We start from the raw sequence: 12,099 nt of genomic DNA, 5'->3' as shown, positions 1-12,099 counted from the left end.
CAGCGGCTGCATAACTTGCCACTGCGAGTCAGTAAGGGGTTGATAGCCGTCAACCATAATGCGTCCGGGAGCCTAGGAACTCCCAACGCAACTTACTGGCTCGTTTTTATTTGCCCGTGCATATTATCCCAAACACCCTCTAAGTCCCCTTCGTCAGTGCAGGAAATGGCGATGACCTTTTGCAAATTCACGTTATTGAACAGTAATAATGCCCGAGCTGTGTCATCAATCGACAGGTCATCAAAAGCTGTGGTATTAGCAGTAACATCAGTTTGTATCCAGAGAGTGTGGTCGTCAGTGTTGCTATCCCTGAATGTCAACGTCAATACTTGATGCGTCAAGCCAAAGCTTTCTACACAAGCGCCTAATAAACAGTTTTGCAGATGCTGATTGGTGGCTTCAGTGCTAGGATGCATGGTAGGTAGAGTTAAATAGTGAAAATTCTACCTTGGGACTTCGATTTGCTGCATAATCTGCTTCACCACCTCATCGGGCGTGCCGCCTTCCATCTCGCGCTCCGGCGTGAGCATGATGCGGTGGCGCAGCACGCTGGGGGCCAGAAACTGCACGTCCTCAGGCGTCACGAAATCGCGGCCGCGCAGGGCGGCCAGGGCCTTGGCGCCGTTGAGCAGGGCCAGCGAGGCGCGGGGCGAAGCGCCCAGATACAAGGACTTGTGCGCCCGCGTCTGGCCCACCAGCTTGGCGATATAGTCCAAAATATTGGCTTCCACGCGCTGCTGGCGCACTTGCTGGCGCAGGGCGTGCAGGTCGGCGGCGCTCAGAATGGGCTGCACGGCTTCGAGGTGGGTGCTGCCGCGGCCGGCGTGGTGGCCGCTGAGTATCTGCACCTCCTCGGCCAGGGTGGGGTAGCCCACGTGCAGCTTGAACAGGAAGCGGTCGAGCTGGGCCTCGGGCAGGCGGTAGGTGCCTTCCTGCTCGATGGGGTTCTGGGTGGCCAGCACCAGGAAGGGCTCCTGCATGGGGTAGGTGGTGCCGTCCTGGGTCACGGTGCGCTCCTCCATCACCTCAAACAGCGCCGACTGCGTCTTGGCCGGCGCCCGATTTATCTCGTCAATCAGCACCACGCTGGCGAAGATGGGGCCGGGCCGAAACTCAAAGTCGGCCTTGTTCTGCCGGAACACCGACGTGCCCAGCACGTCGGACGGCATCAAGTCGGGCGTGAACTGAATGCGGCTGAAGGGCACTTCCAGCGTGCGAGCTAGCAGCTTGGCCATGAGGGTTTTGGCCACGCCCGGCACGCCTTCCAGCAGCACGTGCCCATCAGCGAGCACGGCGGTGAGCAGCAACTCCAGCAAGTCCTGCTGCCCGACAATGATTTTCCCGATTTCGCCTCGGATGGCGTCGGTCTGGGCCGTGAGGCGGGCGAAGTCGGTGCGCGGGGCAAACGCGGGCTCAGGGGCAACTGGATTTTCAACAGTCTCGGGAGCCACGGCATCTGGGGTAACGGAAGTTTCTGCGGCGGCCGGCGTCGGGCTATTCCCCATCCCCAGCGGGGCGGCTTCGTCGGGGGCTCCGTTCCGTGCTTCACCATCAGCAGGAGCCAGATTGTGCTTGGGCTCCGCGGAAGCTGGGCCGGGCGTGGGGTTGAAATTATCGTTTTCCATAAATTAGGGCGATGGCAGGAGTGCGGATATTCGGGTCGAAGCAGAAAATCAGCGGGAAAATCCGTTAAAAAAGGGCCCAGCCGAAGCTTACAGCTACTTTAGTGGGATAATACAATTTGAGCGAAACATGCTTTCTGGGTACAGTGCAAAATGATTTTCAGCGGTTCACTTCCTGCTTGAAGTCACTCAGCGCCTTGCTGAGCAATAACAGCTCTCGGTCGTTCATTTGGGGGGCGGTGCGGGCGAAGTTGACCAGCCGCAGCAGCTCGTCAACCCGGGGCCGGGCCAAGCCCGATTTCTGGCTGAGCCGCTCGCGGAAGTCGGCGTCGCCAAAATCGGGGTTGGTTTCCTGAAAGCGGGTGCGCAGGTAATCCATGAACAAGCCGACTTTTTTCTCGGCGATGAGGGCGTGGCTGCTGCCCTGGCGGTAGAGGCTGGCAACGGTGCGCGTAAAGAGCAGCGTGGTGTTGGGTAGCGGCCGGAGCGTGGGGATGATGCGCTGGCGGCGGCGCGCTTCTACCAGCACGAACAGCAGGCCGCCGGCCAAAATCAGGTAGTAGGCCGTGCGCAGGGCGTCGTGGGCCATCACCACCCGCAGCAGCGACTGCTCGCCTATGGGGCCCTGCTTCTGGTACTCGTCCCACCAGGTGCGGCGGGCGGGCAGGTAGGTCAGAGCCGCCGACGCAAACGCCGTGCTGCGGGGCCGCAGCAGGTAGTAGTTGGTGAAGGCGAGGGGCGCGGTGCAGATGTAAAAATGGCCCCGGCCGTAATCAAGCTGGATAAATACGGCTCGGCCCCGCGCATCGGTGGCCAAGGTGCGCCCCACCCGGCCCGAATCGACGACGAGGCGCTGCTCCGCGCCGGTGCCCGGCAGGCGAATGCCGGCCCCGGCTAGCGCCGGATTGCTGAAGCGCAGGTCCACCGAGTCAACGACGGGCAGGCCCTTGGAGCTTTGGTGGGTGACCAAGTCCATGTCCTCCACCGTGAAGCCCAGGCTGTCGCGTAGCAGGCCGCGGGCGCCGCTGAATTCCTGCGCGGCCACGAAGGCGTCGTTGCCGCGGGCCACGAATTGCAGCAGGGCCAGGGCGTCGGGCCGGCTCAGCTCGAAGCCTTGGTTGACGAAGAGGTAGTTGGCCTGCCCGGAGCGCAAGGGCATATTTGTGGGGCGATTGTCGCGGTCATCCTCATCGGCCGCTTCGTCGGCTTCACTGGCAACTTGCCCGGCTTCGCTTCCGGCTGGAGAACTGTCGGTGGCTTGCGGCCCGGCAGCATCTGCGGCGTCATTGGTTCCGACAGTTTCTTGCCCATCGGTCTGGGCGGGTCCGGTCGCTTCTTCCGTGGCGGCGGTGTCCCCCGTGGCAGTTGTGGCGGTGGCGCCGTCCGCCCCGGCGGCAGCCGTTGAGTCGGAGGCCGCCGCCACTTCGGTGGAATCCCCGCCTGCCGGCTCGTCCTCGCCGTCGGTGTCCTCTTCAGAAATGTCATCCAAGCTCAGGCCGGTGAGCTGGCTGTAGATGGGCAGGCGCACGGCCTCGACGGAGTCGGTGCCGAGCAGGCGCGGGAGCTGGTCGTAGAGCGCGTAGGTGCCGTAGGGAATCTTGTCCTTGTTGGCGTAGCTGGGGTTCCAGTCCAAGGGCTTGGGCCGGTTGTATTCCAGCGCAACGTAGCCCGCAAACAGCAGCGCTATCCCCAGCAGGTAGAGGCGAAACGTGGTGAGCTGGGGCATCAGGCGGGCTGGGCGTTGGAAGCAATTACGGCGGGCGCCGCGGGCCGGCCGGTCGCCAGCGGCCCGCTCACGGCCCGTTGGCTGGCCCGGGCCTGCTGGTAGAGGGCGGCGTTGAGGCGCAATTCCCCGTACCACACGTACTCAAACTCGCGGGTGGCGGCGCGAAAGGCGTCGCGCAGCGGCCCGGCGGTTAGCTCGGCCAGGTAGGCGTGGTTGGTTTTGTCGGGCTGCCAGTGGATGAGGCCGCGGTCGGTGAGCTGCTTGAGCACCTCCAAATAGCCCAGGCGGGTAGCCAGGCGGAAGTTGCCGGCCGCTTCGGCTTCGGCGATGCGGACCCGGAAGTCCACTTCGTGGATATTCTCCGAAGTAGTGTCGTAAGCCAGCGGATTGCGCCGGGCCGCGCGCCCGAACGCGCCGGTGATGTCCACTTGCAGAAGCTTCAGCACGGCGTACACCAGGGCCACTACCACGGCCACGTAGAGCCCGTATTTGCCGGTGAAGCGGCCAGTGGGGGTGCGCAGCAACTCGCGCAGCCAGCGCCACAGCCGCGCCCAAAACGCGTCCCAGGCATCGGTACTGGCATTGGGCTCCACGTAGCGGAACTCACGTTGGGCGGCCAGCGCGCGCAGGCGCGCGGCGTCGGCCCGGCGCGGGGGCAGGGCGGTGTTGCGGTCGGGCGGCAGGGCCCGCGGGCGTGGGGCGCGCTCGGCGACGGGCGCGGCTGGCTGGGCTGGGGCAGGAGCAGGCGCGGGTTGGGCGCGGGCGGGCACTCCGGCCACGGCCAGGCACAAGACCAGCCGCGCCAGTCGGGCCAGTTTGCCTGGCCCGGCCCCGTTATTCAGCACAATCTCAGGTAGGAATCCGCGCACGCCGCAAAGGACAATTTCTGGTAATCTGTGCAAAGCTACTTTCGGGGGGAGGGCCAAGTGCCGCCAGTGAGCCCGTTTTGGGTTGAGTGCCGCGTACCGGGCCCCGCTGCTTCTAATATTCGCCTTCTTCGTCGGGGCGGTAGGTGGCGCTGCTTACCTGCGGGGCGGCAGTTTGGCCCAGCGAGTCCACCAGCAGGCGCAGGCCCACGCCGTCCCTGCGCTCCACGAGGTTGAAGTATTGGAACAGCATGGCCACCAGCGGCAGCACCGCCGTAAAAATCCACCCCAACGCGTAAATGCTCATGGCCGCCACGCTCAGGATTTCCGAGTCGAAACCGGGGATTTTGAGCATTCGCACCACCATCAACCCGTAAAAAGGAATGATGAAAACGTAGTTGATGATGCCCGTGATGAGCGCCATTATCATATACAGCCCGAAGGAGGACCACCACTTGCCTTTCACCAGGTAGAAAGAGCGCCGCAGCGCCGCCAGGATGCCGCCGTCCTCCATCCACAGGGCCGGGAAGTACAGCGTGAGGCACACCGCCACCCACACCAGCGGAAAGAACATCAGCACCACGAAGCCCGGGCCCAGCAGCGCCAGCAGGCCGCCCACAATGCTCATGCCCAGCACCGAAACGAGGCTCAACACCACCCAGGCGCCCACCACGCGCCCCAGCCGCGGCCACACGAACGCCCACACCTGCGCCGGTTGCACGGCTTCGTCGGGCGGGGTGCTCATGCGCACCCGCACGAAGCCGTAGACGGTGCCCGAGAGCAGCAGAAACGCCACCAGAAAGCCCACTACCGACAAGCCGATGCCCAGCAAGGAGGTGCCGGTGAAAAAGGTGTTGGTGGCGAAGCTCTGGGCCAGCCGGGCCGAGTTCGCGGCCTGGTCGCCCGGCTTGGGCATCAGGGCCAGGAAGTTGTCCATGAACAACCCCAGGCCGATGCCCCCCAGCAGGGCGCCGGGCAGCACGAAATACGCCAGGCACTTCACCAGCGGCCGAAACTGCGCCGCTACGAACTCGAACGTGGCCCCGACTTTGGCCCCGAAATCCCGCTCCCGCCGATACTCGGCCTCCCGGGTGAACGCGCTTTTTGCCTGCATACCGTTGATGGTGAAAAGAGGAATTCCTGTTCGTAGCTACTGCGCCGGAGCCGCCCCCAGCCGGCGCACCAACTGCCGGGGGTAGAGAATGAAATACCACCCAATGAACGCCGCTGAAGTGCCGATGATGGCCAGGCTGGCCGCCACGGGCATCTCGGTGTGGCGCGTCACGAACCCTTCCAGGAAGCCGGCCACCACGAAAATCGGCACCAGGCCAATGGCCATCTTTAGGCCGTCGCGCGCGCCGTGGCGGAAGGCTTCGGCCCGGCTGTAGGTGCCCGGAAACAGGATGCCGCGTGCCATCACGAAGCCCGCGGCCCCGGCCACGATGACGGCCGAAATCTCCAGCGTGCCGTGTATCCAGATAGTGAGCACCGAAGCCTGGAGCACGTGGTAGTGGTAGAAGAAGTACTGGAACGAGCCCAGCATGAGCCCGGTGCGGAACATCTGCACCAGTGTGCCCACGCCCAGCGTGGCGCCCAGCGTGAAAATGCTGAGGGCCACGTAAATGTTGTTGGCCGTGATGCCCAGAAACATCAGCGTTTCGCCCTCCTGCTTGTACACCGCCATGGGGTCGCCCTTGCGGATGTTCTCGATGGTCTGGTTCACGTAGGCGTCGCTCAGCACCACCCGCACGAAGGAGTCGTCGTAGGCCGCCGACAGCGCCCCCAGGCCCGTGAATAGCACGAAGAGGAGCGCCGTGACGGCCAGCGTGCCGTGGTGCCGGGCTACCACCAGCGGCAGCTCCACGGCCCAGAACCGGGCAAAGCGGCCGCCGGCCTGGCGCTTGTTGGCGTAGAGGCGCTGGTGCAGCTTGCCGGTCAGGCCGTTGAGGTAGGCCGTGGTGGGGGAGGCGGGGTAGAACGTTTGGGCGTAGGCCAGGTCGTCGGTGAGGGCCACGAAGCGGGCGGCCAGCTCGTCGGGCCCGGCCGCGGCGTGCTGCTCGTACTGCTGCCAGCGCGCCTGGTTCTGGCGCAGAAAAACGGCTTCTCGCATGGCTCGGAATTGTAGGCCTTAAAGATAGGAAGCCGCGGCGGGCAAGTCCTACCCGGCGGGGTTGCCAGTTTGCGTTCGGGGGCTATATTTGCCGCATGTCCGCCGCCTTCGCCCGCCGCTATTACCGCTATTGCAACTACGCGCCCACCCGGTGCGAAGCGGCCCTGGCGTGGCCCGGCTAGTTCCGGCCCTCCCGAATTGCAACGCCAGCAATTGCCCGCTTCCCGCCCCGGAAGCGGGCAATTTCTTTTATATCCCAATCCCACGCTTTTTTGTTCTCACCCCAAACTCACTTTTCGCCTTCATGAACCACCCTTCCCCCGCCGCTCCCTTCGCTGCCCTCGAACAAGACTACGCCCGCTACACCGCCGACGACCAGTGGGTGTGGCACACGCTATTTGCGCGCCAGATGCGGGTGCTGCCCGCCGTGGCCTCTGGCCGTTTCCTCGAAGGCCTGCCGCGCGTCGACTTCCGGGCCGAACAAATCCCCGACTTTGCCGCCGTGAACCCGCTGCTGGACCAGGCTACCGGCTGGCGCCTGGTGGCCGTGCCCGGCATCGTCGACGACCGCACGTTCTTCGAGCTGCTGGCGGCCCGGCGCTTTCCGGCCACCACTTGGCTGCGCACCCCGGCCCAGCTCGACTACCTCGAAGAGCCCGACATGTTCCACGACGTGTTTGCCCACGTGCCGCTGCTCACCGACCCGTTTTTTGCCGATTTCCTGCAGGCCGTGGGCACCCTGGCCCTGCGCCACCTGCACGACGCCTACGCCGTGGAGCTGCTCTCGCGCCTCTACTGGTTCACGGTCGAGTTCGGCCTCATTGCTGAGGATGGCGGCCTGCGCATCTACGGGGCGGGCATCCTGTCGTCGGCCGGCGAAACCGAGTTTTGCCTGAGTGCCGCGCCCGCCCGGCGCCCCTTCGACGTGGCCGCCATCCTGGCCACGCCCTACGTGAAGGACCGGATGCAGGACGTGTACTTCGTCATCGACTCGTACGAGCAGCTGGCCGCCTCCGTGCCCGTACTCGAAGCCGAGCTGACCCGCCTGCTGGCTTTGGCCGAAGCCGGGGAATAAAGCCGCCCCAGCCGCCAGCGCGGCACCGGCCGCGTGTTAGCTTAGCGCCTTGATTTCCCGTTTTTCCCGGTTGTAATTCCGCTTTTCCCATGGCCACCATCCGCGTCCACACGGCCCAGAACGTCACGCTTGAGTACGAAGTCGCCAGCCTGGGCGAGCGCATCGTGGCGGCCATTATCGACACGCTCGTGCTGGTGGCGTGGGTGATGGCGTGCTTTTTACTGTTCGGCAGCTTTGTCGGATTTCGACAAAACGGAAGCAGCCCGGCGGTAGTAGTGCTCGTCATCCTCATCGCCGTGCCCTACGTCTTCTACAACCTGGTGTGCGAGGTGTTCTTCAACGGCCAGAGCATCGGCAAGAAAGCCCGCGACATCCGGGTGATGCGCCTGGACGGCACCGCCCCCGGCCTGGGCGACTACCTGCTGCGCTGGCTCCTGCGCATCGTCGACACGGGCCTGCCGGTGGTGGGCGGGCTGGTGGCCATCATCACCATTGCGGCCAACGGGCGCGGGCAGCGCCTCGGCGACCTGGCCGCCGGCACCACCGTGGTGAGCGTGCGCCCCCGCCCCGGGCACGGCACGCCGCTGGCCCCGGCCCTCGGCGACCTGACCGATTACCAGGTGGTGTTCCCGCAGGCCGCCCTGCTTGCCGACCACGACGTGGCCCTGGTGCGCCAGTTGATGCAGCAAGCCCGCGCCCGCGGCAACTACGAAGTACTCAACCAGGTCGCCAACAAGGTTAAGCTCCTCACCGGCATTCAAACCGACCTGCAGGACGGCCCCTTTCTGCAAACCGTGCTGCGCGACCACGCCCACCTGGCCCACCAGTAATCACGTCTTCATCGGGTGTTTCGCACAAAAAAGCCCTGCCCGAACATTCAGGCAGGGCTTTTTGCATCGAGGCTACTACTCCACCACCAACTGGCGGCTGGCGGCGGCCTGCCCGTTCACGGTGAGGCGCACGGTGTACAGGCCGGGCTGCACGCTGCCGGCTTCCAGGCGCAGGGCCTGGGCCCCGGCGGGCAGTAGGGCCGAGGTCTGGGTGGCCACGCGGCGGCCCAGGGCGTCGAACACGCTCAGCTCCACGCGGCCGGCACGGGCCAGGGTGAAGGCCACGCGGGGGTTACCCTTGGCCGGGTTGGGGTACACGCTCATGCCCGAGGCCAGGTCGGCGCGTTCGCGCACGCCCGTCACCACGCCCGTGGCGGCAGCCACGGCAATGTCGCGGGCCGTCAGGCCGTTGCCGATGGCGCCCACCGAAGTGGTGGCGCCGGTGGCCAGGTCCACGGTGTAGAGCGTGCTGCTGGGCGAAGCCGCGCTGTTGGCCACCAGGTACGCCGTGTTGGTGCCGGCGGCGGGGCTGTAGATGTCGAGGCTCACGCTGGGCGCCGCGTTCAGCGTCAGGCCCGAGCTGCCGATGGTGTTCAGGGTGCCGTCGTTGGGCGGGTTCTGGGCCGAGAGCACGTTCAGGGCGCGGTCGTAGTCGTAGAGCGTGGTGCCGGACGCCATGTTGGCGGCCGCGAAGCTGTTGGTGTAGGCCACCGTGGCAATGGCGGGCGTGGCCGCAGCATTGGGGTCGGCCGGCACGGCGGGCGTGGAGGTGGCGTTGCCGGGGTTGTACTTAATCTGCCCGTCGGTGGCGGCCAGGGCGCCGTCGTTGGGGTTGAGGCGGAAGTTGGCGCGGTTGGAGCCCACCACCCGGATGCGGTCCACGGTGGGGTTGAAGTCGAAGCCGATGGCATCCGTGGCGGCCGTGCCCAGGGCCAGCGCCACGGCCGGGCCCACGGGCGTGGCAACGCCCGTGGCAGCGTTGAGGGTGTAGAGCTGGGCCGTCTGGTCGGTCAGGCGGTAGCCCAGGCCGTAGAGCACGTTGGTGGCGGGCCGCACGTCGATGCCCACCAGCGTCTGGTCGGCGGGCAGGCCCGCGAGGCCCACTGAGGTGCGAATCAGGGTCGGCAGGGCGGTGTCAAACGTGAGCAGGTTGGTGCCGGCCAGCGCGTAGGCCAGGTTGCCGGTCACGGCCGGCAGGGTGGCGGGCCGGTCAATGGCAAAAGCAATGTCGGTAACCAAGCTGCCCACGGGGCCAATGGCGCCCACGGCCGTCTGATTGGCCCCGGTCATGAAGTCCAGGGTGTAAAGTTGCGTGGCGGGGGTGGCCGCCGTGCCGGTGGCAATGGTCAGGTAGGCGTTGTTGACGCGGGTGGTGGGGTTGAAGTAGATGTCCAAATCGGTGGCCAGGGCCGCGGCCGTGCTCACCGCCAGGGTCGAGCGGCTGTTGAGCACGCCGTCGTTCGGCGGGTTCTGCGTGGCGTAGAGGCTTTTGGCTTCGTCGATGTCGTAGAGCACCGTGGCGGTGGCACCGATGAACGAGTTGGCGTAGGCCACGCTGCCGATGACGGGCGTCTGGCCAGCGTTAACATCCGCCGGGACGGCGGGCGTGGAAGTGGTGTTGCCGGGGTTGTAATTGAGGGCCAGGTCCGTAGCCGCGAGGGCGCCGTTGTTGGGGTTGAGGCGGAAATTGGTGTTGCCGCTGCCCGTCACCCGGATGCGGTCCACGGTGGGGTTAAAATCGAAGCCGATGCGGTTGGTGATGGTACCCAGGTTCAGGGTCAGCGCCGCGCCCACAGCGGTAAGGGCGCCGGTGGTAGGGCTCAGGGTGTAGAGCTGCGCCTGGGTGCCGGTGGGGTTGTAGCCCAGCGCAAACAGCTGCCCCGTGTTCGGCCGCGAGTCAAGCCCAACCAAGGTCTGGCCGGCCGTAAGCCCCGTAATCGGGAGCGTGGCCGTGAACGTGCCCGGCGCCGCAGCGCTGAACGAGACGAGGCTTTGCGTGGCGGCGGGAGTGGCGAGCAGCCCGTACACCGTTTGGGCCCGGGCGGCCGGCGCGCCCAGCAGAAGCAAACCAGCCGCGGCAGCTAGCCGCAGGGAAGTAGAATTACGTTGCATGAGAATAAATGGAGTGAAAGATGAAACAGAACTTAGTGGGATTACGACGCTCGTGGCAATGCAGATTGGGGTTAACCAAATTTTAATGTCGGTTCAGGGCTTGATGTGCGCAGAATCCAAGGTAACTAGGTAGCAGCGTTTTCCGGCTCCGGTAGCTTTTTCGCTCGCCATACATAACAAAAGCGGCTTGCCCTCCTGGACAAGCCGCTTTCTTACAATGTTTGAATCAGTCTCTGCCGCCGGTTAGTTGCGCGTCATGAGGGCATTCGTGGCCAACTCCGTGGATGGGATGGGCCATATGTAGGCCGGATTGGCCGGGTCGATGGCGGGCACCGCTCCCTTGCCCGGAATAACGGCGTTGAGGCGCATCAGGTCGATGTTGCGAATGCCTTCGCCCAGAAACTCGATGCGCCGCTCCAGAAGTAAGGCATCGGTCAGGGCACCCACTGAGCCCAGGCCGGCGGCCGTGTACACTCCGGTCGCAAAGGACCGGCCGCGGACGGCGTTCAGCAGCAGCAGGGCCTGCGGGTCCACCGTGTTGGTGGAGCGCACCCGTGCTTCGGCTAGGTTCAGCAGTACCTCCGCGTAGCGAATCACCGGGGCCTTGTCAGAATACGGGACCGCGCTATTGCCGCCACTGGGATACTTCCGAATAAACGATTCGGTGCCGGCCGTGAACACGAACGCCGTGCGTCGGGCATCGGTAGCGGCCCAGCCGGGGTTGTTTAAAATGCCGCCTGCGGCTCCGTTCAGGCTGTATTCGCCGTTGCCGCCCGGCGCGGACAGGTAATAAAACGCGAGTTGGTTCTGCACGCCGGGCCCGTCCTGCGCAGTGAAAGGGAAAGCTAAAATGGTTTCCAACGTTTCCTGCGACGGCGCAAACACATCGGCAATCGAGGGGCTCAGGGCGTGGCGCACGCCGGTGGGAGCCACGAAGGGCGCCGCAGTGGACACTATTTTGTTGGCTTCCGTAATCACGTCGCCGTAGCGGCCCATGCTCAGGTACACCCGCGTTTTCAGGGCGATGGCCGTGTTGCGGTGGGCCCGGGTTACGTTGGAGGCACTATTCGTCAGGGGCAAGTTGTCCTCGGCAAACTTTAGGTCGTCGAGAATCTGAGTGTACACTTCGGCTACCGAGCTGCGGACCAAGTCGTTGTTGAGGTCATCGGTTTCGCCCTTCAGGCGCAGCGGGAGGCCGGGTTTGATGCCGTTGCCATCGGTATAAGGCCGGGCGTACAGCTGCAGCAGCGAATAGTAGCACAGGGCCCGCAGCAGCCGGGCCTCGGCCCGGTAGTTGGTGGCCGTGGTGGCAAAGGTGGCCGGGAACACGGGCGCCACAAACTTGGCGGCGTTGGCGTCCATGCCGTCCAGAAACACGTTGATTTGATTGATGGCCGCGTAGCCGTTGGTCCAAATCGTGACCACGTCGTTCTGCGAGGCCTCGGTCAGGGTGTGGTTCCAAACGCTTTGGCCCGTCACGCCGTTCGACGTGCGGTTGATGAACTCGTTGGACCGGATGTCGTTGAAAATCTGGAACCGGCCGCCCAAAAATCCCCCCGTCTTCACAAAGCGGTACAGGCCATTGACCTGCAATGCAATGCGCTCGGGTGTTTCAAACACCACTTTGTCGGAGAGCAGGGTGAGGGGTTCGGGGTTGAGCAAATCGTTCTGGCAAGAGGCGGTGCCCAGCGCCAGGAGCGCCGCGCACGCCGCCGCGAGGGTCTTTTTAGATAATAGGGTCTTCATCAAATGAGGGAT

At 64.9% G+C, this 12,099-nt stretch carries 10 protein-coding genes; 2 read left to right on the top strand and 8 right to left on the bottom strand.

Going from position 1 to position 12,099, the window contains the following annotated elements:
• Nucleotides 1-92: 92 nt before the first annotated feature.
• The 6 genes from RMO51_RS08045 to RMO51_RS08020 all read right to left on the bottom strand — a co-directional run bounded on the left by RMO51_RS08045 (nucleotide 93) and on the right by RMO51_RS08020 (nucleotide 6,324).
• Nucleotides 93-416: a hypothetical protein gene (locus RMO51_RS08045; protein WP_310393633.1), complete on the bottom strand. Its 324-nt coding sequence runs from the start codon at nucleotides 414-416 to the stop codon at nucleotides 93-95.
• A gap of 27 nt (nucleotides 417-443) precedes the next feature.
• On the bottom strand, nucleotides 444-1,451 hold the full coding sequence (locus tag RMO51_RS08040; protein ID WP_409025036.1) for an AAA family ATPase: 1,008 nt from the start codon (nucleotides 1,449-1,451) through the stop codon (nucleotides 444-446).
• Nucleotides 1,452-1,782: 331 nt separating this feature from the next.
• The gene (locus RMO51_RS08035; RefSeq protein ID WP_310393631.1) at nucleotides 1,783-3,348 is read right to left on the bottom strand and encodes a DUF4350 domain-containing protein; all 1,566 of its coding nucleotides are present in this window, start codon (nucleotides 3,346-3,348) and stop codon (nucleotides 1,783-1,785) included.
• A complete protein-coding gene (locus RMO51_RS08030) occupies nucleotides 3,348-4,217 on the bottom strand; it encodes a DUF4129 domain-containing protein (protein WP_310393629.1) in 870 nt (289 codons plus the stop codon). The genes RMO51_RS08035 and RMO51_RS08030 overlap by 1 nt, the downstream gene beginning before the upstream one ends.
• 112 nt (nucleotides 4,218-4,329) lie before the next feature.
• Nucleotides 4,330-5,328, bottom strand: a complete 999-nt coding sequence (locus tag RMO51_RS08025; RefSeq protein WP_310393627.1) for a hypothetical protein — start codon at nucleotides 5,326-5,328, stop codon at nucleotides 4,330-4,332.
• Nucleotides 5,329-5,364: 36 nt separating this feature from the next.
• Nucleotides 5,365-6,324 (bottom strand): stage II sporulation protein M, encoded by a 960-nt coding sequence (locus RMO51_RS08020; protein ID WP_310393625.1) that lies wholly within the window; start codon nucleotides 6,322-6,324, stop codon nucleotides 5,365-5,367.
• A 304-nt stretch (nucleotides 6,325-6,628) separates the two neighbouring features.
• On the opposite strand from RMO51_RS08020, the gene phhA reads away from it, so the two are divergent.
• Together phhA and RMO51_RS08010 are read left to right on the top strand one after the other, a co-directional pair.
• Nucleotides 6,629-7,399 carry a phenylalanine 4-monooxygenase gene (gene phhA, locus RMO51_RS08015; protein ID WP_310393624.1) on the top strand — a complete coding sequence of 257 codons (771 nt, stop codon included), beginning with the start codon at nucleotides 6,629-6,631 and terminating at the stop codon, nucleotides 7,397-7,399.
• An 89-nt stretch (nucleotides 7,400-7,488) separates the two neighbouring features.
• Complete coding sequence (locus RMO51_RS08010) at nucleotides 7,489-8,229, top strand: RDD family protein (RefSeq protein ID WP_310393622.1); 741 nt, start codon at nucleotides 7,489-7,491, stop codon at nucleotides 8,227-8,229.
• A 75-nt stretch (nucleotides 8,230-8,304) separates the two neighbouring features.
• On the opposite strand, the gene RMO51_RS08005 is transcribed toward RMO51_RS08010, so the two are convergent.
• Nucleotides 8,305-10,341, bottom strand: a complete 2,037-nt coding sequence (locus RMO51_RS08005) for a DUF4394 domain-containing protein (protein ID WP_310393621.1) — start codon at nucleotides 10,339-10,341, stop codon at nucleotides 8,305-8,307.
• A gap of 243 nt (nucleotides 10,342-10,584) precedes the next feature.
• On the bottom strand, nucleotides 10,585-12,087 hold the full coding sequence (locus tag RMO51_RS08000) for a RagB/SusD family nutrient uptake outer membrane protein (protein ID WP_310393619.1): 1,503 nt from the start codon (nucleotides 12,085-12,087) through the stop codon (nucleotides 10,585-10,587).
• Nucleotides 12,088-12,099: the final 12 nt, after the last annotated feature.

The organism is Hymenobacter sp., assembly GCF_031398885.1.
Lineage (GTDB): Bacteria > Bacteroidota > Bacteroidia > Cytophagales > Hymenobacteraceae > Hymenobacter.
Note: the sequence above shows the minus strand (reverse complement) of the source record. Positions and strands in the feature narration are given on the sequence as shown.

Coding starts and splice junctions, on each gene's coding strand:
- RMO51_RS08045 (WP_310393633.1), bottom strand. CDS start 416: ATGCATCCTAGCACTGAAGCCACCAATCAGCATCTGCAAAACTGTTTA.
- phhA (WP_310393624.1), top strand. CDS start 6,629: ATGAACCACCCTTCCCCCGCCGCTCCCTTCGCTGCCCTCGAACAAGAC.
- RMO51_RS08005 (WP_310393621.1), bottom strand. CDS start 10,341: ATGCAACGTAATTCTACTTCCCTGCGGCTAGCTGCCGCGGCTGGTTTG.
- RMO51_RS08000 (WP_310393619.1), bottom strand. CDS start 12,087: ATGAAGACCCTATTATCTAAAAAGACCCTCGCGGCGGCGTGCGCGGCG.
- RMO51_RS08010 (WP_310393622.1), top strand. CDS start 7,489: ATGGCCACCATCCGCGTCCACACGGCCCAGAACGTCACGCTTGAGTAC.
- RMO51_RS08020 (WP_310393625.1), bottom strand. CDS start 6,324: ATGCGAGAAGCCGTTTTTCTGCGCCAGAACCAGGCGCGCTGGCAGCAG.
- RMO51_RS08035 (WP_310393631.1), bottom strand. CDS start 3,348: ATGCCCCAGCTCACCACGTTTCGCCTCTACCTGCTGGGGATAGCGCTG.
- RMO51_RS08025 (WP_310393627.1), bottom strand. CDS start 5,328: ATGCAGGCAAAAAGCGCGTTCACCCGGGAGGCCGAGTATCGGCGGGAG.